This is a genomic window from Enterococcus sp. C76, assembly GCF_040886985.1.
Lineage (GTDB): Bacteria > Bacillota > Bacilli > Lactobacillales > Enterococcaceae > Enterococcus_B > Enterococcus_B lactis.
On record NZ_JBFOEY010000002.1, the window covers coordinates 140,562 to 162,606 of the forward strand.

The window sequence follows — 22,045 nt, forward strand, 5'->3', positions numbered from 1 at the left end:
GAATCACAATGAGAAAAAGTAAAGCAATAATGATTGGTGCCGGTATTGCCAATATGGCAGCGGCTGTTTATTTGATTCAAGAAGGCAAATGGAAAGGGGATCAGATCACCTTTTATTCATTGGATGATCACGGTTCAAATGATGGTGCACCGACCGACACTGTAGTGGATGAATATTGGAATAAAAATCATCCATTAGAAAACCAAAAAGGCTATATTGCTCGAGGCGGTCGCATGCTTAATTACCGTACCTATGTAGATTTGATGGATCTATTAAGTCGAATACCTTCTGTTACTGAGCCAGGAATGACTGCTGAAGAAGATACGAGAGATTTTGATGCAAAACACCGTACCTTTGACAAAGCACGTTTGATGGAAGGTGGTAAAGGGATCATTGACGGCGGAAAACTGGGCTTCAACAACAAGGACCGTATTCTTCTGACTAAACTGATTGCCATGCCTGATTCAGAAGAAGAAAAACTAGACAATATCACTATCGAAGAATATTTCAAAGATGATCCACACTTTTTTGAAACAAACTTCTGGTTTATGTGGGAAACAACATTTGCTTTCAGAACACGTAGTTCTGCTCAAGAATTGCGTCGCTATATGCATCAAATGATTTATGAATTCACTCAAATCGAACATTTAGTGGGCGTCAATCGAACACGTTACAATCAGTACGAAAGTATCATGCTTCCTTTGATCGAGTACTTGAAAGAACAAGGCTGCAAAATCATTTTGAACCGCCGTGTCACTGACTGGGAATTCAAAGATACACCGATGCAAGATGAAATCACTGTCACTGGTTTGAAAATGACCAATACATTGACTCAGGAAGAGGAACATGTCACGGTAGATGAAGATACAGCGGTCATTTTCACGAATGGTTCCATTACAGATTCAGCTACTTTGGGAGATTACGAAACACCAGCTGTAGAAAATATGGATTATGGTGCAGCTTCTAGTCTCTGGAAAAAAGCCAGCGAACGTTTCTATAACTTAGGAAATCCCGATAAATTTTTCGCGGATCGAGATGCGAGCGAATGGGTCAGCTTTACTCTGACGACGAAAAACCACCTGTTATTGAATGAAATCACCCGTATCACGACTCAAGAACCAGGAAATGCCTTGAATTCATTTATTTCAACTACACCGATCACGCCATTAGGCCAAAAAGATGTCAATATGTCTATCGTCGTGCATCATCAACCGCATTTTACGTCTCAAAAACCAAATGAAACAGTTATTTGGGGTTATTTCCTTTATCCAAGACGACGTGGCGAATTTGTGGATAAACAGTATATTAAGATGAACGGAAAAGAAATGTTGGAAGAACTGATCGGACAACTTTCAAAAGTAGATCCTGGTCCAGTGAATATTCGGGAAAAAGAAACAGAGATTTTCGACAGCGTAATAAATAATATCCCTGTCTATATGCCTTATGCTTCCGCATTATTTAATAACCGTGCAAAAAGTGATCGACCAAAAGTCATTCCTAAGCATTCAACCAACCTGGCCTTTACAGGAGAATTTGTTGAGCAGCCTTATCAGATGATCTTTACTGAACAAAGTGCTGTACGTTCTGGAGAAATCGCTGCTTTCCATTTTGCGGGCATCCCTATGTCCCGTCTAGTCAAAACACCGCGTTACGACAAAGACATCCCTACTCTAGCTCGTGCCGCAAAAAAAATGTTTGAATAATCAAGAGGTTGTGAAAAAGCTGCCTTGCATCAAGTAATAAGAACAGCCAAGCAAAAACAGCTACTTATGTTTTTGACTTGGTTGGACTTATTACCGCAGATGCAAGCTTTTGAACACCGTTTACCAAGAGGTTGTGAAAAAGTCGTTTAGTTTTGAGTATTAAGAAAAATTTTATGAAAATGGTTCCTCACACTTTTGCATAAATTTGGCTTAATACCGAGAAACTGGCTTTTGAACACCGTTTACCAAGAGGTTGTGAACCTACTGTTTAGCTCTGAGTCACAAGAAGCAATTTCAAAAAATAGCTTCCTACGTTTTATGAATATTGTGACTTGTGACTGAGGAGTTGGTAGGAGAACACCGTTTATTCAAAACAAGAGGTTGTGACAGATTTCACGTCACAACCTCTTATTATTTATATTCGTTTCTTTTTGAAAAAACCTTTTTTTCAGTATTCACTCTCTTGCCAATCCACCATAATCCAGCTGCTATCGCTACTTCAACGATTGCTACTACACTAAAAAATTGGATGAATGACAAAATATATGTGTCTAACAAATGTTGCAGTGCTTGGGTTCGAATATCTAACTGACTGGTCATATCGTACAAATAGAGACTGACTGACAGACTTAATAATTGGAAGCCTGCACCTCCAATCACCACTGCAAATGACCAAAGAACTTTTTTCCAAGACATTCTGTATAAGTAAAACACTCCGCTCAGCAATACAAGTAAGATACTACTGATCACTGGAAGAAAAGAAACCATTCGCTCTCGTATCGTCAATATCTGATCGATGAACGACATCAAATAAATTGATTGTATTCCTCGTCGAAAAATCCCAGAAGTCATATAGATGAGTAAATTGTTTTCTTCACTAGCAAATGGATCATCCTCTGCTTCTTCTTGTTTGTATGTATTGATTATCTCTTGGAGCTTTTCTTCTACTTCCTTTTCTCCGATCAGCTCTGCTGGTTCTTTTTCATATCTGTTGCGGATGAAAAGCTCGATATTTTTTTGTACTAGTTCTTCAGAAACAATCTTTTCCAATGCTTCAGCTGGAGCTCCGATTTCATAATGATAGCTTTGGATCTCTCGATTGATCTCAGCAGCTACTTTTTTCGCATAGTCCGATTGCATGTTTTGCTCTAACATAAAATGTTGATTTGCCAAGGTGCTTATTAAACAAAGCATAACAGTCAGGCAAAACAGGCAGACAGAACTAATCATAACAATGATCCGTTTATTCCATTTATTTTGAATTTGTTTCATTACGCCTCCTCGTATTTGTTTTTTCCCTGAAACGAATGATGGTTGGTTATTGTTTAAATAGTTAAAATGATTCAATAGTTCAACTATACTTTACTGTACGTAAGGATACAATGAAGGCACACTCCTTCTTTTTCTAATAAAAAAAATTTTTGGTACTCTTGCTTTTTGAGGATTTTTATTTTGAGAAAAAAGCGTTTCATTATCAAAAAGATAAGAACTCCTTTAGAATGAAACTATCTGTAGTATCAATAATGCAGACAATTTTGTGAATCTGAAAGGAGCATCTCCAATGAAAGCAGTCACTTGGCAAGGAAAACAAAAAATGGAAATCAGAAACGTAGATGATCCAAGAATATTAGAACCAACAGACGCAATCATCCGTATCACAGCAACCGCCATTTGCGGATCCGATCTGCATCTTTACCATCATGGTGAAGCAGTTTTGGAAAAAGGGTATGTTGTAGGTCACGAACCTATGGGAATCGTTGAAGAAGTAGGATCACAAGTTCAAACATTGAAAAAAGGGCAACGAGTAGTTATCCCTTTTAATATCAGTTGTGGTCATTGTCATTTCTGCCTGAATCACATGGAAAGCCAATGTGATGAATCAAATCCAGATCAGTTATATGGCGGGCTTTTCGGTTTTGGCAAGTTGAATGGCAATCATTGGGGTGGGCAAGCAGAATACCTAAGAGTACCTTATGCAGACTCTACTTCGTTTGTCGTTCCAGATAATAATCTTCCTGATGAAAAAGTTTTGTTTTTATCAGATATTTTGCCTACAGCTTATTGGAGCGTTGAAAATGCAGGCGTAAAAAAAGGCGATACAGTTGTGATTCTAGGATCTGGTCCAGTCGGTCTATTTGCTCAAAAATTCGCTGTAATGGCTGGAGCAGAGCGCGTGATTGCAGTGGATCCAGTACAACATCGTTTAGATAAAGCGGCTAATTACAACGGCGTGGAAACTTATTTCTTAGAAGACACAGCACAAGCTGGAACGGAATTGTATGAGTTGGCTAAAGGTGGTGCCGATGTCATCATCGATTGTGTAGGAATGGATGGGTTAGAACCTGTAAAAGAAAAAGCAAAAAATTTGGTGAGCCTACAAAGCGGCACGATTTCTCCATTACAGATGGCTTCGCAAGCTGTCAAAAAATTCGGAACCGTCCAAGTAACTGGTGTGTATATGACGCCAGCTTCTTCTTACCCGCTTCAAGAGTTTTTCATGCGAGATATTGCGGTCAAGCATGGACAGGCACCCATTATCCATCTGATGCCGAAAATCTACGAAATGATTGCAGAAGGACTATTTGATCCTACACAGATCATTACTCATTCGCTGCCACTAGAAGAAGCCGCACAAGCATATGAGATTTTTGACAAAAAAGAAGATAAAAATATAAAAGTTGTTTTGAAACCTTGAAATCAGTAAAAAATACAGGTGATTTTCTTTATGCCCAAAATCAAACGAAATACCCATGAGATCGAAATAGGAAAAGAAGAAGATATCGAAATACGAGGACGTCGCTTCCGCTTCTATTTCCAAAACCGTTACACATTGATCTCACTAGCTGTCGACTTATTAACCGGGATTTTCTATATTTTTGGAAGCCTTGCTTCCTTAACTAAAATCCCCGATCGATATGGCACCTATTTTTATTTGGCTGGTGCTGTTTTCTTGACGATTCGTCCTATTCTCAGAATCGTTAGGAACATTTTCATTTACGACGAGAAAAGAACAAGGAAAAAGCATGGGAAGGCAGTTTAGCCTTCTTCATGCTTTTTTGTTATTCTTGTGTTGTGCATATTTCGCATACTGCGATTCGAAAAAATTTCTAAGTATAGAACAATTTTTCGGTTTCCTTCTCTATATACTCACGTCTATGCTGTTTCATGTATCTACTCTTACAGCGTCATTTGGTACACTCGCACAGGAATTCCTTCATTATCCTGAGCCATCCCGATAAACTGCCAATTGTATTTTTCATAAAAATCCGTATGATCCGTCACAAGGTAAAGCACCTTTACGCCCATTTCTGCAAAGTCTTGCTTGATCGTTTCTAAAATCATTTTGGCAATCCGTTGGTTTCGGTAGTCTTTTTCAACAAACAGCGCACAGACATTCGGAGTCAAATCTACCCGATCATGAAAATCATTGTCAACAACACCTGCACCTGCAATAATCTCTCCCCATTCATTCAATACCACATACCATTGCGGAACCGATGTGTTTTTTCTCGTGCTTGCTTGGATACTTTCTTCATAAACAGCAACTGGCAGATGCCATTTTGAAGCAAACCATTCGGCTGTTTCTTTTATCAACGTCGGTCGATCCCGCAATTTTATGACTGTTCTTCTCTCCATTTGTACTCTCTCCCATTCATATTTGGTCTATTATAGCACCTTGTATTTCAAATAGCTTTTCAATCGCTCGATTTTTTTGAATGAATGGGATTTTTTATTTATACACAAATTTCAAGACAAATATACCTCGATTTTCTCATTCATTATTCGATCCTAAGTTTTAAATTACTTGTTTCCATAAAAAAACAGAACCAGATAACCGGTTCTGCTTTCTTTTTTCATTAAGCATCCAAAGCTTCTTTTCTTCTTTCTTGGATCGTAGCTACCTTGACGAACGGCAGATAGATCAAAATAGAAAGGATCAGATTGACAGCGGCCAGTACACCACCTGCAATACTCTTCGTTGCCAATACACCGCCAATAACTGGTGGTGTTACCCATGGTGGCATAACAGTAGCTGCTGGCACTAAACCTGTAGAAGTCGCAAAGTACGCAACACTAACTAAGACCATTGGTGTCAAAATAAATGGAATGAACATGATTGGATTCAATACGATCGGTAAACCAAACATCGTTGGTTCATTGATATTGAAAACACCTGGCGCAATCGACAAGTTTGTTACAACCATATACGGTTTGTTTTTACGTCCTACTAAATAAATAGCTAACAGTAAACCTAATGTTGCACCTGTTCCTCCTAAATTGACAAAGCTGTCGAAGAAAGGTTTGTTCACGATAAATGGTGCGCTATGTCCAGCTGCGATCGCATTGACATTTGCTTCGATTGCCGGCGCATTGATCGTTTGCATCAAAGGATCGACCATATTCGCCCCGTGTAAACCAAAGAACCATAAGAATGGTGTGATAAATGCAAGCAATAATGCAGATGGATAAGAGTTCGCAAGTCCCATAAATGGTTCTTGGACCACTGTATAGAACGAACCTACGATATCATCAACCCCAAATGCAGCAAAAATTGCAGCAACTAAAGCAAAGGCAGAGATAGTGATCATTGCTGGCAGTAATGAAGCAAATGCTTTCGCAACTGCTGGTGGCACACCATCAGGCATTTTGATGATCAATTTTTCATTTCCGCTTAAACGTACAAAGATTTCTGTTGAAATAATCCCAACAATAATAGCAATAAACAAACCGTTTGAGCTCATACCTAATGCTCCGCCTAAAGCAAAGAAAGAGCCTAAAGAAATCACACCTGCGGAAACACCGTCTTTTCGGTAGCCGTTAGCTAAATGATACGCAAGTAAGAAAGCAATCAAGACAGAAAGAATGGCAAATGTGCCGTTCCAAGCTGCAGCCCCGAATCCTTTCCATGATTCACCGCCAAAAATTGAATTCATCAATTCTTGGAATCCGGGAATCGGTAAGTTATTGATCATTACTGCTAATGCTCCTAAAATCATTAACGGCATACTCACCATAAATGAATCCCGAATCGCAACTAAATGCCGTTGTGCACCAATTTTTGATGCGACAGGTATAAAATGTTTCTCCATAAATGCAACAAATTTATCCATAAATCTTCCCTCTTTTCTTTACTGTGAATTACGCATCCAACCGACGATACAGATCAATGATTTCTTTTGCTAAATCTGTAAAAGCAATAGATGTCATCAGGTGATCTTGACTGTGAACCGTCAAAAGTGTTACTTCAACGTGGTTTCCTTGTGCTTCTTGCGTCAGCATCTCTGTTTGAGAGTGATGTGCTTGGACTAAAGATTCCTCTGCATCTTTGATTTTTTCATCTGCTAAAGTGAAATCTCCTTTTTTCGCAGCAGCAATCGCTTCCATTGCATCGCTTTTTGCATTTCCGCCAAACATGATCAGACCCATGATGGCTTCTAGATTTTTTTGATCTTCCATTTCTTGTTTCCTCCGATATTTTTATTATTTGTTTATTAGTTTTTCTGCTTGGTCGAGTACTTTTTCACCATTCATCATGCCATAGTCAGCCATATTGATCACATCTAGAGGAATGCCTTTAGGTGCTAGCTTTTCAGCAAATTGATTTTGCATAAAACGTACTTGCGGACCTAAAAGTAAAACGTCTACATTTTTAGATTCTAGTTGATTATCTGCATCTGAGGCAGAGACAGCAAAGATATCTGCTTCCATTCCTTTTGCTTCTGCTGCTTTTTGCATTTTTGTGACTAGGAGGCTTGTACTCATTCCCGCTGAACATACAAGCATGATTGTTCTCTTTTCCATTTTAAACACGTTCCTTTCTATTCTTACACTTGTATATAAAGCAAGTAGTGTGCCAACTTTAAAAGCGCTTTAAAAAGTTGATAATATCACGTTTATGGTCTATACCAAGTTGCATACACACTAAAAAAGAAAGCGCACACTAAACACACAAATTCTTTTTTATTGTATTTATTTCTTTTAACGTGCACAAAAAAAGTTGTGACAAGTCTTTTGTCACAACTTTTTTGAATAAGAGGTCAAAATGCTACTTTCACAACCTCCTTTATTCCAAATAACCAGCAAATACAATCAATATCTTCGAAAAACTTCTAGTTATTTATAGGCTTCATCAGGCAAGCTTAATTCTCTCTTATCAATCAGAGACTGATACCAGGAAGCAGACTTTTTCAATATTCTGCTCCGTTCATCGTTCAATTCGATTCGAACTAATCCATATCGATTCTTAAATGCATTCATTGGTGAAACACAGTCAGTGAATGCCCATAGCATATAACCTTCGCAATTTGCACCTTCTTCTGCTGCTTTGATCAAATAACGCAAATGCTGTCCGATAAATTCGATACGATAGTCATCTTGCACGATCCCTTTCTCATCCATGTACTGTTCTTCATGTTCTCTTCCCATACCATTTTCTGTTATCAGCCAAGGGATATTATGATAATTTTCTTTTAGATACATGGCTATATCGTACATGATTTTTGGATAGATCTCCCACCCTCTAGAATTGTTCATTTTCTTTCCAGGTAAATCAAAGACTTCATAATATCGTTCTGGATGGAAAGGTGTCTCTTCATTCCATTGGTAACGAGGAGCACGAACGCGTTTAGGGTAATATTGATTGATCCCAAGGAAATCTACTGTATGATGCTGGATCGTTTCTAAATCCTCTGTTGCAGGATCGAAATAAATCGATTGTTTTCGACACAACTCTAGGAACTCTTCTGTGTAGTACCCTTTTACCATCGGATCAAAAAATACTCGATTATAAAACAGATCATACATATAAGCAGCTTTTTGGTCTTCTGGAGAACTGGAACGAGCATAGACCATCTCAGGATTTAAAATACAGCCAATCCTTCCGCCATAATTGCCACTATGGTAAATTTCTACAGCTTTAGCCGTTGCTAATACTTTGTGATAATTCCACATCATCCATTTTTTTGTGTTTTGTTCATGCGGCCAGCGAACAGCATCCAAATAGCAACGCGTTTGGGGAACGATTGGTTCGTTGAATGTAAACCAGTTTTTTACCCTGTCACCGTAACGATCAAAAGCAATCTTTGCGTACTTAGCATAAAAATCAACCACTTTTCTTGAAGACCAGCCATCATATTTTTCCAAAAGAAAAGCAGGGACTTCGTAGTGTTCTAAACAAATCATCGGTTCTACGTCTGCTTCGATCAAAGAGTCGATCATTTCACTTATATGCTGAGCATATTCTTCATCTACTATACAATTCTCGTAATCAGTGAAAAAACGAGCCCAATTGATAGAAGTCCGATAATGTGTCAGATGGATGGATTTCATCAAATCTACATCCTGTTGGTACTGCTCCATAAAATTAGTTGCTACGGCTGGACCATACCCATTATGCCAAACAAAATGTTCATTTTTATACCAGCTATCTATAAACGAATCCTGTCCTTCTTTTTTTCCTTTCCAACCTTCCGTTTGCCAAGCAGAAGATGCTGCACCAAGAATAAAATTTTCTGGAATAGTAATTTTCATGATTTCCTCCTGTTTTTTAGATCACATCATTTTCCACACGATTTGCTACTTTTACGAATGGCAGATAGATCAAAATAGAAACAACAATACAAACAAGTTGCGTAATAACTGCACCGATATTTCCTGCTGTAGCCAGATAAGCATTGACGATCGGCGGCATCGGCCAAGGAACCATTACAACTGCTTTTGCCGCAAATCCTAAAGCGGTTGCAAAATAACCGATCGTTCCTGTAACAAGCGGCGTTAAGATAAATGGGATAGCTAAAATAGGATTCAGCATGATCGGCATACCAAAAATAACTGGTTCATTGATGTTGAAGATCCCAGGAGCAAGAGATAACTTGGTGATTTGTTTCATATCTTCTCGCTTTCCCACTAGCAATACTGCTATCAGTAGACCTATCGTGACCCCAGACCCGCCCATACTCATATACATATCCCAAAATGGCATAGTGATAATGTTTGGTACTTCTTTTCCAGCTTCAAAAGCTTCCGTATTTACAGCAATTGCCGCTAAAAGCAACGGTTCTCGAATTGGCTTCACCATTTGATTTCCATGGATACCAATCACCCAAAAGACTTGCGCAATGAACATCAATAACAAAATACCTGGTAGCCCTTGAACGACACCTTCTAATGGGCGTTGTACGACATTGTAAATGATATCATAAAGGTACATCCCTGTAAGTTCTTTGATGATAAATCCCGCAGCCGCGATACCTGATACTGTCAGAATCGTGGGAAATAACGCAGAAAAACTGGCAGAAACATTCGTTGGCACGGTATCCGGCATTCTCAGCTGTAGTTTCTTCTGTTTCCTCAACCAGCAATAAAGTTCAATGGAAAGGATGGAGACCAACATTCCCAAAAATAACCCTTTCGTATCTGTATATTGTTTAGCCAATACGTTTTCTACTATAACAGTCTGATTTTCATTCACTAATTCATAAACAGTTGGATTAACAGATAAATAAGACATCACTGCGATAATACCAGGGAATACACCATCCACTTTATTCAGCTTTGCTAATTCGATCCCTATCAGAAAAACAGCATAGATGGTCAAGAAACTTAGTGTGACATAGCTGATGGCAGATGCGATAGGTTTTAATTCTTCTAAAAAACGCAAAAAACTTATCTGTGCTAACCCATTTTCCGAATCAAAGACCATTGCTGAAAACAACGTGCCAAAAGCACCCGTAATAATTACCGGAATCAATGCAGCAAATGCGTTTTTTATCACCATGATATACCTTAAATTATTGATTCTCGTTGCCACGTTCCCTAAAACATTGGCTAATTTATCCATAAAACTCATTCCAGATCCCCTCATTCCTGCTTCTTCTCCTTGCCGTCATCTCTTTTTGCCTGTTAGTCAGCGCTTACATTTCGGTGAATAAAAACTATTTGCTTGTCCGTTTTACCAAATATAAAACAAAAATTCATCTGATGTATTTATCATAAAATACATCAGATGAACTGTCAATTAGTTTCTTTCTTCCCAATTATTTTCTGTAATTCTCTCCGATTTGTTGCCATATGGACAGTCATCGCATCAAATGCCGCAAGTACATTCCGCCTCTCGATAGCCTGAACGATTTCTGTGTGGATATCGATCGTCTCGATTTTCAAATGCTGGATATCATAATTTTTGTTAAATAAAGCAATCGATTCATTAATGATCGGAATGATATGCAGTAACGCTACGTTTCCGCTAGCTTCTGCAATCGTCGTATGAAAATCGATGTCTAATTGAACATGATCTTGTGTACCTTCTCGAAAAGACGTTTCAATCTTTTGCGTTAAGCTTTTCATTCGGCTGATTTGATTTTTCGTTGCATATTCCGCCGCTAACCCTGCCATCTTTGGCTCCAGTAAATATCTCAGCTCAAACAAGTCTCGTATCATCCGGTCCTGATCTTCAATCAAAGAAAAACCGAGTGGATCATTAGCAATCCCTCGCTTATCACTGACAAACGTCCCCGCTCCTTGCCGAACTTCAAGAATATTCCTAGAAGCAAGCGCTCGGACAGCTTCTCGCACCGTGCTGCGTCCTACCTCTAAATAATCGGACAACTCATATTCATTCGGCAATTTATCTCCTACTTGCAACTGCTTTTCCTTTAAATATCTAAGGATCTTGTCCGTGGTTACTTCTACTAGGGTTTTGTTTTCTTCCAAACCACATACCTCCTTTTCATCTGATGTATTTTTTCGTAATTATTATAACACGTTTGAATCATCTGATGATTTTTTGTATAAAAAATTGATTCATCCGTTCATGGATATACAAACGAAGCTATTTACCATAAAAAAAGACTAGGATAAAATTCACTCCTAGCCTTCGATCATTTTTATTTTGAACGACAAAACGTATGATGTTCAATAATAGATGAGCTTCATTCGATTCTTGATGACATTTTTTGATAGATGGATAAAAAGTTTGATTACATCGTTTCTATTCTAGAATTTGGTCGATCTTCAATTCTTCTTCTGGTGAGAAATCTAAATTATCCATCATTCGAACACTTTCTTGTAACTGACTTAACCGACTTGCTCCAACCAGTACACTCGTAACAGATTTTTGTCGCAAATTCCATGCAAGGGCCATTTGCGCTAATGATTGCCCTCGTGATACGGCGATTGTCTGCAGTGCTTTGATTTTTTCCAGAGTTGATCCAACCTGTTCTTCTGAAAGGAATGGTATTTCCTTACGATGTGCTCTAGAATCTTCAGGAATCCCATGCAGATAACGATTTGTCAGCAAACCTTGGGCAAGCGGGCTGAACGTGATTGCTCCTAGACCTTCTTCTTCTAATACTGGAGATAAGTCGTCTTCTAGTAGTTCACGAGAAAACATATTGTAGCGCATCTGATGAATAATGAACGGTGCTTCTTTTCTTTTTAAAATTTCAGTCATTTTTTTGGTATCTTCTCCATTATAGTTGGATATACCAATATATAATGCTTTTCCTTGTCTTACAAGTTGCATCAATGCTTCTGCTGTTTCTTCCAAAGGTGTATCAGGGTCTGGACGATGATGATAGAAGATGTCAACATAATCTAGTCCCATTCTTTGGAGACTCTGATCACAACTTGAAATGATAGATTTACGAGAGCCCCATTCTCCGTATGGGCCTTCCCACATATGATAACCTGCTTTGCTAGAAATAATCAGTTCATCACGATAGGCTTGAAAATCTTCTCTAAAAATACGCCCGAAGTTTTTCTCTGCAGCTCCAGCAGGGCCTCCATAATTATTCGCAAGGTCGAAATGGGTAATTCCCATGTCGAATGCGCCTCTTAAAATCTCTCTTTGGTTATGGATAGGATCATAATCACCAAAATTTTGCCATAATCCGAGAGATAAAATCGGTAATTTCAAACCTGAATGACCGGATTTACGATATTCCATTTTTTCATAACGTGCACTATCTGCAATATACAAATTTTCTCCTCCTTACCATTTTTAAAACGCTTTCTTTTATTCTGCTTTTAGTTTACTACATTTTAAAGAAAAGGAGTTAGTCAAAATGATTTTTTCTTGTATTTTTTTACCATTTGTTTTTTATTCGTTGATAGATCAGAAATTGTTTACGTGCTTGCTGAATTTTTTTATAGCGTTTCGGTTGTTTTTTGTAAAATTGCTGATGATAATTTTCTGCTGGCCAAAACGTACCAGCTGGTTCAATTTTTGTGACGATTGGTTGGTGGAACGTTCCTGAACTGACTAGTTCCTGTTTCGATTGCTCCGCTAATTTTTTCTGACGTTCGTCTTGATAAAAAATCACCGGACGGTACTGCTTCCCTCTATCTTGAAATTGTCCAAAGGCATCTGTGGGATCAGTTATTTGCCAATAGATTGTCAACAAATCGCTATAACTTATCTCTCTCGTATCATAAATGATCTCCACAGCTTCCACATGGCCTGTGTAACCACCACTTACTTGATCATAATTTGGTTTTTCAACATGTCCGCCCGTGTATCCTGACAAAACGGATAGGATCCCTTTTTTCGATTCAAACGGCTCGACCATGCACCAGAAACATCCCCCTGCAAATACTGCACGTTCTTGATAGTCAGCATCTTGCATAGCATGCTTGGAAAAGTCATATTTTTGCTGCGTGTCAAATCCTTCCGTAAGCAATAAATAAAAGTCCATTACGTCAGGCGTCAGATTCATTCGGATAGCTAATGGACGTAGTGTTGCTTCTAGTTTTGATAACTGTTCTTTAGCGGATGTATTCTCTCTTATGTCATTCTTTGTCTGGATCAATACTTTTCGTTCCCAATCTCGTGTATTCGGATTTAAAATCAGATTATAAAGTGTTTGAATGAATACTTGTTCCTTATCCATAGACTCTCCTCCTTTCCGAAGAAGACAAGCTAGTGACTTTAGCTGTAATTTATCATAAAGTGAGGAAATAAGCGATTGAATCGTATTTATTCAAAGAAGATAAGCGGCTTCAGATGATATAAGATGATCTTTATCTTAAAAAGTATACTCTATGGTTTGGTTTAACTAAAAACCGACCTCTGAAAAAAGGGATGTTCTCCAGTTCTCAGAAGTCGAGTAAAGATGATTCTTTTTTTATGAACGATAATAAACTTCATCCAAAAACAGACCTTGTGCAGGGACGGTTTCTCCTGCATGTTGCCGCACTTTGCTTTCGAATATTTCATCGATTGTTTCTATCGGCATGGCACCTGTACCGATTTCTAGTAATGTTCCCATGAGGATTCGCACCATTTTATATAGAAATCCGTCTCCGACAAAGGTAAAATGAAGCATTTCTCCCTTACGTTCGATAGCTAATTCATCAATCGTGCGTACTGTAGATTTTTTTGATTTTTTCAATGCAGAAAAACCAATGAAATCATGTGTACCCATCAATTTTTCGCAAGCTGCATTCAGCTTATCCATATCCAACTCTTGAGGAAAATAAAAGCTGTGATTTCGTTCAAATGCTGAAGGAATCACGTTGTTCCAAACATAATAGCTGTATTTTTTGCCCACCGCATTATATCTTGCATGGAAGCGCTCAGGCATCTCTTCGATTCTTTTGATGACAATATCTCGCGGAAGATAGCGATTCATAAAGTCGATCATTTCTGCCAGTCCAATTTCTGTGTTTGTTTTGAAATTTGCCACTTGTCCTCGCGCATGCGTGCCGGCGTCTGTTCTTCCTGATCCAATAATTTCTATCTTTTCATTTGTCATCTGATGCAACACTTTTTCGATTTTCCCTTGGATGGTTTTATCGTCATCTCCAAGTCTTTGCCAGCCTGAATATCTTTTTCCGTCATATTCGATCGTCAACTTGATGTTTCTCATATTTATTTAACTCCTTTATGGTCAGTTACAATTTATTTGCTTCATGAGTATAGCATAATCTAAATAGCGTAGCTTGCAAACTATTGATGTCTCCTTGATTTTCAGATACTCATTTTAAAATAATGCTAGTTTTCCTAATTCTCATTGTCTATACTTGATATATATTCTTTAATCTATTATCGGAGGAACTTGTTTTGAAAAAACTGTTAAAAAAAGATGCTTTCACTTACTATTCTATTTTAAGCATCTGCTTATGGGTCGTTATCGTTAGTCTTTATATGTGGTGGCCTATTGCTGGAAAAGCCCCTGTTGAGCTATGGGATGGTCAATCCCAACACTTTGTTTCATTTGTTTATTTTGGCGAATACATTCGGGAAATAATCAAAAATATTTTGATTGATCATAATTTTTCTATCCCAACTTATGATTTTAGTATTGGTTATGGTCAAGATATTTTAGGAACATTACATTACTATATCATTGGTGATCCTTTTTCACTGTTAGCAGTATTTGCTAAACCAAAGTATGCAGAATTTGCCTTTTCATTAGCAATCATGTTACGCATTTTCTTTTCCGGAATCTCTATATCGATCTTTCTTCGACATAAGAAAATGGCCAACTATCAAACTTTTATCGCCACATTCATTTATGTATTCTCTGGTTTCGTACTAAGTTCTGCTTGGAAACACCCTTACTTCATCAATCCGATGATTTATCTACCATTGCTATGTTTGGGGCTTGAGTATATCTTCGAGAAAAGAGGATATAAACTCTTTACGTTTATGATTTTCATTTCCGTTATCAGCAACTTTTATTTCTTTTATATGCTTTCTATCTTAATCTTTTTATACGCTGTTTACAGATATTTTGAACTTTATACTTTAAAAGACTATAAAGTGTTGTTTTCTCTGTTATTCAAATCTATTGGTAGTTACGTATTAGGAATAATGATGGGCTCCGTTGTTTTCATTCCCGTAATTAATCAATTTTTCAATGCTGGACGCGGGGAGATTCATTCAACGCTCTTACCTTTTTACACGAAATCATTTTATTTGAATTTTGTGAAAAACTTTATTTCACCAGTTTACGGAGGAGAAGCCTCAACTGTCACAGCCTTTTTCCCAATCATCATTTTTGTATTATCTGTTATTTTATATCGTTCTAAGCAAAAAAATAATTTTGCAAGACTTGATCTTTTAGCCATTAGCTTGTTGACTATTTTCTTATTCTTTCCATTTTTTGGTAGTCTTTTCAACGGATTCTCTTATAGCACGAATCGTTGGATGTTTGGTTATGCATTCTTTTGGGCTTTTCTAACAGCAAAATACTTACCTGTTTTAGTTGAATCCGCAACTGATTTATCAAAAAGAAAACGGTTTGTGCATATTTCTTCTATTGTTTTCTTTTTCTTTATCCTTTTCACTTTTGCAAACTATAAGCGAAATGTACAGCCTTATATCGGTTTGATCTTCCTGTTGCTCTATTCAACTATCTTTTTATTGTTTGCTAATTCGAAAAAAACAAAAATCGCGTTGAGTATACTGGTATTTTTGAATGCTCTAGTTTATGGAGCCTTTCAAACAAATATCAAAATCAATCCCCTTATTATTAACAGTTATACTGATAAAAATATCGTAGAAAATGATTATTGGGCACCAAAAAGTTCAGCTATCTCAGATATTATCAATAAAGATACTGACTGGTCTCGGTATGAATTGTCTAAAACTGGAAATCCTCGTTCCGAAGAAAACAATGCTTTGTTAAGGGGAATAAATAGTACGAATTTTTATTTTAGTTTAGCAAATAAAAATATTTTTTCCTTCAATAAGTCTATTGAGAACAATATCAACAGTGACTATGAATATTATGGGCTAGATAGTCGTGCAGAATTAGGCACTTTAGCAAATAGCAAATATTACGCAAAACTAAAAACTGACACTAATCAAGATATTCCTTTTGGTTATACTTATTTACAAACAATCAATAAAAATGGTCAAGATGTAGAAATCTATCAGAATACAAATTTCCTACCTTTTGGCTATACGTACGATTCCTATATCAAACAAAATGATACTCAAACTAGTTCATTAGCTATTATGGATAGTATGACAAAAAGCGTTATTATAAATAAAGATATCTCTGGTCTAAAGAAAAACCCTATTACCGATAAAGGAATCAAAAAACTGAACGATCATATACAGCAAACGGATGGAGTAGAGATAAAAGGAAATCAGTATATCGTTTCTAAGAACAATGCAACTGTTACGTTTTCTGTAGACGCTCCATCTGATTTGACAAACAATTATTTGTTTCTACGGTTTAAGGGAATAAATTATCCTAATACACAACCAGGATTATTTCTTCCAACTGAGACCGCCACGTATTTAAAAGTAACTTATGGACAACTGTCAAAAGAATTTAATTTTCGAAATCAATATCAAGGATGGTACGTAGGGATCAAAAATTCCTTACTTAATTTAGGGGCAGTGCAACCTAATCAAACTATTCAAGTCAGCTTTAGAAATCAAGGAGTCTATACATTTGATTCTATTGAGTTATATACGCGTGACTATAGTCAATTAAGTACGGAAATAGCTAAATTAAGGGAAAACACACTTCAGGATGTTCATTTTTCGGCAAATGAAGTATCTGGTGAACTAAATCTGGAAAAAGAAAAATTGCTTTTATTAACCATCCCTTATGAAAAAGGATGGACTGCTTATGATAACGGAAAGAAAATACCAATTATCCAATCGAATTATATGTATACAGGATTACTCCTCAATCCAGGTAATCATCAAATCAAACTGATCTATCATACACCTGGTTTAACGACAGGTTGGATACTCACTATCGTTGGATGGATCATCTTCTTATTCACTATTATCTTGAAAAAACGATTTTCTTTTAAATAATTCAAGAAATTTGGGTTTATTTCCGAAAGATACTTCTGGAACACCCTTTGTTCGAAATAAGGGACTGTGACAATACTTTTGTCGCAGCCCTTTTATTTCACTTATATTCTAAAAGATAAATTGCCATTATGAATTACATGAATTCATAATGAATCACTTCTTTATATTCCTCATATAATTCCGTGTTTCGCAGATCGCCCCCATCTAAATTCGCCGAATAAAATATAGGAGGATGTTTTATCCCATTTGCAATAAGCTGTTCGCAAACTTCCACGATGATCGTATTGAGGATGGCTGCACCGATTACAGTAGAGGAAGGACCGGCTTTTTGTACGATACCTGTCAGCTCACAGCAAGCATCTCCTATATCCCCATGGTTATCGATAACTATATCAGAAACCTCAAACAATCGTTTCCCTGATGAATGACGACTAGTCACCGATCGTGAATATTGGACATTCGTCAAACTAATGATTTTTACGCCCTTCGCTTTGGCAGCTAACGCTAAATCAATAATGATTGGGTTTCTTCCCGATACTGAGTGAAGGATCAATACATCTTGATTTTTAAATGAAACTGTTTTTGCTAAATTCGTTCCATATCCTTCTAAACGTTCCATTTGACTGGTAAAGGTGATAGGGGAACGATCTAGCATCACTTCTCGTCCAAAGATAGCATTGATGGTCATCATCCCACCTGCCCGATAATACATCTCTTCCGCTAAGATACCAGCATGACTAGCACCAAAAATATAGACCGAACGTTTCTGCAGATTCGCTTGGGTCAATACATCGATTGCTTCTTTGATTGACTTTTTTTCTTCCTTTTCAACCAAATCTAATAACTGTTTGATTTTATCCATATATTTGAACATCTAGAACCCTCCAAACAAACCGCTAAATCCTCTACCGATCATTCCCCATAACGACAAATCGTTTCCGCCGAAAATCAATATCCAGCTTTGGATCGTCGTACTAAAAACAATAGCTGAAAAACCCGCTAATACGACCATGACAAATGAAGCTGCGATTGTTCCGACAACCGCTCCACGAAAGCCACCCTGACCTTCACCGATGACTGCTGCACCACCACATTCAAAGAAACTTGTGATTACTAATGGCACAAGCAACACGCCGAATAGATGGAATGAATTCGCCAAAACAACTAAAATCGTAGAAGTGATCATTGCCACGATAAAACCGATAATCACGGCATTTGGTCGATAATTGAATAAAATAGGCACATCAAATGCTGGTTTCGCTCCCGGTACGACTTTTTCTGCAATCCCTTGAAACGCTGGAATGATTTGATTGATCAGTAGTCGGACACCATATAGCATAATGAGTAGTCCTGCACCAAAATTCAACCCTGCTTCAATCGAAAACATCAGGAGATTATCCCCTTCTGGTATCAAAACAGGTGCGATGATCCCAACTACGGTATTCATCAAGAACATGACTAGTGCACCTGTAATTGAGATTTCTCGGAAAAATGAAAGATTCTCAGGTACTTTGATGTCTTCTGTCGATTTTTCTTTATTTCCTACTCGTTTTGCTACAAATCCTGAAACTAAAGACAAAACACCCGTTGGATGACCAATCAGGAAAGAATCATCTCCCGTAGCATCCCAGACATATTTGCGCATGATCCACGGCATGAAAGACCAATAACAAGCCGATAAAATCCCGCTGATTCCAATCAATGCTCCCCCTGACAGTCCTGCTTCCACACCAGCTGCTACAAATACGAAAGGAAACCACCAAAGCATATGACCTGTTAAAAAAATCGTCTTCACAGGTGTAAACCGAGCAATCAATAAATGGATAACTAATCCTAAAAACATAGCTAATCCGACCGTTCCGCCATATTCTGCAGTAAACGTCACATCAGATAGTCCTTCTGTCACTTCTACACCCAACTGTGTTTGGACAGCTATATTGATTGGAGAAATCGTTCCGACCAGCATATTGACTCCGGCGGTCAAAGCAACCATACCAAATGCAGCGGTCAAAGCTCCCTTAACCGTTTCTGAAAATGATTTTCGCTGGATGATCAGCCCGAGCATCGCAATCAAACCTAACAAGACGGGTGGATTCTTCAAGATGTATTCACTAATGAAATTCATTCTTTTATTCCCCCTTATCAGCTAGATATTGTTCCAATTGCGCCTTTATTTCTGAAGTATCCATATACTTTTTAATAGGATAAACAGGCGCTTTTACAGAAGCTTTTAGTTCTGGAAGTAATTCATGACTTGTAAAATAAACATCTGCCATCGTTGCTTTGGCAGTGGATAAATCTGTATTTTCCACTGTCGCCTTTAAACCAAGCTCCTTAATTACTTTATCAAGAGACATTTTCAAAACCATAGAACTCCCCACACCAAATCCACATACTGCTAAAATTTTCATTTTTCTTCCTCCTTATGCAAATAACTGAATGATTGTTTCTTTATTTCCTGATAAAATCGTTTGATATTTTTCATTGTCCATAAATATTTCCATGATATCTTTTAATCTCTCCAGATGGCTTTCGTGGTTTTTGGCAGCTAAAACCAAAAAAATATGGATTGGTTTCCCTTTCATATCTACAGCATCTTTTACGACTAAAAGACTCATACTTTGCTCGTTTACTCCAAGACCTGGTTTTGCGTGCATCAGCGCAAAATAATCAGCCAACACCATATATGGTCCATTTTCCTCTACACTTCTGATCATGTTTTCTAAATACGTATGCGTTATCATTTTGTTTTTTAATAATGGATTGCTAGCAATTTCGACTGCTTTCATCCAATTTTCAGCCGTTTCTATTACTTGGATTTGATTTTTCGGCAGCAATTTATTGATAGTACTCATTCTCTGACCTCCAACATTTTTGAAATAAACCAATTTTTATCCTCTATTCCTTGCATGACCATTTTCATCACAGGTTCAACTTCTTTCACATCTTCTTCTCGGATCATTAGCAGAACAACGATATCTGCCTTTTGATATCCCCATGAAAATGGCTTGTCTGCTATCAATACAGCAACCGAAGTTTGTTTAACGACATTAGGATTGCCATGAGGAATAGCAAAACCATTCTCCAAGTATGTTGATTGGATTTCCTCACGCTCAAAAATAGAGTGGAGAAATCGCTGTTTCGAATCTTCATTCTCAAACTGTTGCTGATCAACCAAAAAACGGATAGCAGCTTCTTTTGAATCCAAGTGATCAAAATAGACATTAGAGGAAATAAGATGTTTCAATTTTTCAGCTATCGAGCCTTCGATGTTTATTTGTTCGTTATCTATGACCAGATCGATATAATGATTCATGATACGTTTCATATCTCTAGCAGTAACCATTGGCGAGATTCTTACTACTGGTCTAATTTGTTTAGGTATATCGACAGTGGAGATAATCAAATCTACGTCAAACAAATCTAGTCTGTTCAATTTATCGACAGATGCTGTTTCGATACTATCGATATCAGGTAAGATTCTTCTGATTTTTGCAGAAACAAATGAACTGGTTCCCATGCCATTGGGACATACGAATAAGAGTCTATTTAATCGTTTGACACGCTCGATTGCTGCTTGGAAATGAATAGCTACAAAACCTACTTCATCTTCGGACAAGCTTACTTGATAAGGCCAGCGAAAATCATTTAACGCAAACCAGACAACACCATACAAAGAAGGATAATTTTGTTTTATCTCATCTATCAAAGGATTTACGATGGTCGTTTGAGCCTCAATACGTAAAAGCAGCTGATACAGATGTACAAGCAGATCTTCTTCTAAACGACTATCTTGGGTAAGATCTATCTGAATGCCTCTACTCACTTTTTGGATCAAGTGCTGGATTTTTTCTCGAAATACCAAAGGGATCGTTTCATTTTTCATGAAAAAGCGTAACCCACTTCCCACAATAACATAAGTCAAATACTGTACTTCTTCTTGCGAAAATTGGTAAATACGCTGTTCCTCTAACTGATGCAGCAATTCACAAACGAGAGGATATTTATTGAATTCTAAAAAATACTTTCCATATTGATTTTTACCTTTTAAACTGATTTTCTTCCCTTCTCTTGAACGCTGGATCATCAATAAGATCGAAACAATGATACTTGAAAAGTAGCTTTCTGGTATCTCAATTTGCTTGTCTGCAATACTCTCGCGAAAAGATCGTTCAACTATTGCTAGAAGCTTTCGATCCACTATTTCTCTTACGCTCTCCAATTCATCAAAATGATTCAGGATCATACGCTTCAGTACCTTCTGAACCTGTATTTCATTTCCTTCAAAATATGTCCCGAAACGATCAAAACTGAGATTCAACCCTTCTTTCGCAAATACATATTTGATGTAAGAAATATCATTTGCGATACTGCTTCTGGAAACATAATATTCTTCAGAAAGTTGCTGGTAGCTTACATGCTCGAAATTGGACAGTCTGTTCAGGATCGCTACTCTTCGTAGTTTGCTTTCTTGATATTGTATTACACTCATTTCCATCACCTTCTATATTCACTATAGTTTTTTCTTATAAGGAGAACTAGACCAAATAAAAGATTAAAA

At 37.4% G+C, this 22,045-nt stretch carries 20 protein-coding genes; 4 read left to right on the plus strand and 16 right to left on the minus strand.

All coding sequences use genetic code 11. The annotated features are described in order from the left end of the window. Positions 1 to 8 precede the first annotated feature (8 nt). Positions 9 to 1,703: an oleate hydratase gene (locus tag AB3I00_RS03150; protein WP_002292503.1), complete on the plus strand. Its 1,695-nt coding sequence runs from the start codon at positions 9 to 11 to the stop codon at positions 1,701 to 1,703. Positions 1,704 to 2,114: 411 nt separating this feature from the next. Here the strand turns inward: AB3I00_RS03150 and AB3I00_RS03155 are convergent, their stop codons facing one another. Further along, positions 2,115 to 2,975 carry a hypothetical protein gene (locus AB3I00_RS03155; protein ID WP_368024762.1) on the minus strand — a complete coding sequence of 287 codons (861 nt, stop codon included), beginning with the start codon at positions 2,973 to 2,975 and terminating at the stop codon, positions 2,115 to 2,117. A 289-nt stretch (positions 2,976 to 3,264) separates the two neighbouring features. Here AB3I00_RS03155 and AB3I00_RS03160 point away from each other — a divergent pair, with 289 nt between their 5' ends. Both AB3I00_RS03160 and AB3I00_RS03165 read left to right on the plus strand, forming a co-directional pair. Continuing rightward, positions 3,265 to 4,398, plus strand: coding sequence for an alcohol dehydrogenase catalytic domain-containing protein (locus AB3I00_RS03160; protein ID WP_002292500.1), 1,134 nt, complete (start codon positions 3,265 to 3,267; stop codon positions 4,396 to 4,398). Positions 4,399 to 4,428: 30 nt separating this feature from the next. Next, on the plus strand, positions 4,429 to 4,743 hold the full coding sequence (locus tag AB3I00_RS03165) for a YrhK family protein (protein WP_002292499.1): 315 nt from the start codon (positions 4,429 to 4,431) through the stop codon (positions 4,741 to 4,743). 137 nt (positions 4,744 to 4,880) lie between these two features. Here the strand turns inward: AB3I00_RS03165 and AB3I00_RS03170 are convergent, their stop codons facing one another. The 10 genes from AB3I00_RS03170 to truA form a co-directional block, all read right to left on the minus strand. Beyond that, complete coding sequence (locus AB3I00_RS03170; protein ID WP_002292498.1) at positions 4,881 to 5,339, minus strand: GNAT family N-acetyltransferase; 459 nt, start codon at positions 5,337 to 5,339, stop codon at positions 4,881 to 4,883. 221 nt (positions 5,340 to 5,560) lie between these two features. Beyond that, a complete protein-coding gene (locus tag AB3I00_RS03175; RefSeq protein WP_002316009.1) occupies positions 5,561 to 6,814 on the minus strand; it encodes a PTS sugar transporter subunit IIC in 1,254 nt (417 codons plus the stop codon). A gap of 28 nt (positions 6,815 to 6,842) precedes the next feature. Beyond that, a complete protein-coding gene (locus AB3I00_RS03180; RefSeq protein WP_002292496.1) occupies positions 6,843 to 7,160 on the minus strand; it encodes a PTS lactose/cellobiose transporter subunit IIA in 318 nt (105 codons plus the stop codon). A gap of 24 nt (positions 7,161 to 7,184) precedes the next feature. Continuing rightward, positions 7,185 to 7,505 (minus strand): PTS sugar transporter subunit IIB, encoded by a 321-nt coding sequence (locus AB3I00_RS03185; RefSeq protein WP_002292494.1) that lies wholly within the window; start codon positions 7,503 to 7,505, stop codon positions 7,185 to 7,187. Between the two features lie 312 nt (positions 7,506 to 7,817). Next, a complete protein-coding gene (locus AB3I00_RS03190; protein WP_104764276.1) occupies positions 7,818 to 9,233 on the minus strand; it encodes a glycoside hydrolase family 1 protein in 1,416 nt (471 codons plus the stop codon). Between the two features lie 16 nt (positions 9,234 to 9,249). Continuing rightward, positions 9,250 to 10,566, minus strand: coding sequence for a PTS sugar transporter subunit IIC (locus AB3I00_RS03195; RefSeq protein ID WP_002292491.1), 1,317 nt, complete (start codon positions 10,564 to 10,566; stop codon positions 9,250 to 9,252). Positions 10,567 to 10,715: 149 nt separating this feature from the next. Further along, a complete protein-coding gene (locus tag AB3I00_RS03200) occupies positions 10,716 to 11,414 on the minus strand; it encodes a FadR/GntR family transcriptional regulator (protein WP_002316012.1) in 699 nt (232 codons plus the stop codon). A gap of 277 nt (positions 11,415 to 11,691) precedes the next feature. Then, a complete protein-coding gene (locus tag AB3I00_RS03205; protein WP_002292489.1) occupies positions 11,692 to 12,681 on the minus strand; it encodes an aldo/keto reductase in 990 nt (329 codons plus the stop codon). Positions 12,682 to 12,787: 106 nt separating this feature from the next. Next, the gene (gene msrA, locus AB3I00_RS03210) at positions 12,788 to 13,591 is read right to left on the minus strand and encodes a peptide-methionine (S)-S-oxide reductase MsrA (protein WP_002341056.1); all 804 of its coding nucleotides are present in this window, start codon (positions 13,589 to 13,591) and stop codon (positions 12,788 to 12,790) included. 234 nt (positions 13,592 to 13,825) lie between these two features. Then, positions 13,826 to 14,569 carry a tRNA pseudouridine(38-40) synthase TruA gene (gene truA / locus AB3I00_RS03215; RefSeq protein WP_368024763.1) on the minus strand — a complete coding sequence of 248 codons (744 nt, stop codon included), beginning with the start codon at positions 14,567 to 14,569 and terminating at the stop codon, positions 13,826 to 13,828. Between the two features lie 194 nt (positions 14,570 to 14,763). Between truA and AB3I00_RS03220 the strand changes: the two genes are divergently transcribed. Then, on the plus strand, positions 14,764 to 17,484 hold the full coding sequence (locus tag AB3I00_RS03220) for a YfhO family protein (protein WP_368024764.1): 2,721 nt from the start codon (positions 14,764 to 14,766) through the stop codon (positions 17,482 to 17,484). Between the two features lie 133 nt (positions 17,485 to 17,617). Here AB3I00_RS03220 and AB3I00_RS03225 read toward each other — a convergent pair whose 3' ends face one another. Genes AB3I00_RS03225 through AB3I00_RS03245 form a run of 5 tightly spaced genes read right to left on the minus strand, consistent with a single transcriptional unit; the run spans position 17,618 to position 21,976 of the window. Next, positions 17,618 to 18,358: a sugar isomerase domain-containing protein gene (locus tag AB3I00_RS03225; RefSeq protein ID WP_368024765.1), complete on the minus strand. Its 741-nt coding sequence runs from the start codon at positions 18,356 to 18,358 to the stop codon at positions 17,618 to 17,620. After that, positions 18,359 to 19,609, minus strand: a complete 1,251-nt coding sequence (locus AB3I00_RS03230) for a PTS ascorbate transporter subunit IIC (protein WP_368024766.1) — start codon at positions 19,607 to 19,609, stop codon at positions 18,359 to 18,361. Between the two features lie 4 nt (positions 19,610 to 19,613). Beyond that, a complete protein-coding gene (locus AB3I00_RS03235) occupies positions 19,614 to 19,895 on the minus strand; it encodes a PTS sugar transporter subunit IIB (protein WP_002292323.1) in 282 nt (93 codons plus the stop codon). Positions 19,896 to 19,907: 12 nt separating this feature from the next. After that, positions 19,908 to 20,339, minus strand: a complete 432-nt coding sequence (locus AB3I00_RS03240) for a PTS sugar transporter subunit IIA (RefSeq protein WP_002292322.1) — start codon at positions 20,337 to 20,339, stop codon at positions 19,908 to 19,910. Continuing rightward, positions 20,336 to 21,976: a transcription antiterminator gene (locus AB3I00_RS03245; protein WP_368024767.1), complete on the minus strand. Its 1,641-nt coding sequence runs from the start codon at positions 21,974 to 21,976 to the stop codon at positions 20,336 to 20,338. The genes AB3I00_RS03240 and AB3I00_RS03245 overlap by 4 nt, the downstream gene beginning before the upstream one ends. Positions 21,977 to 22,045 lie beyond the last annotated feature (69 nt).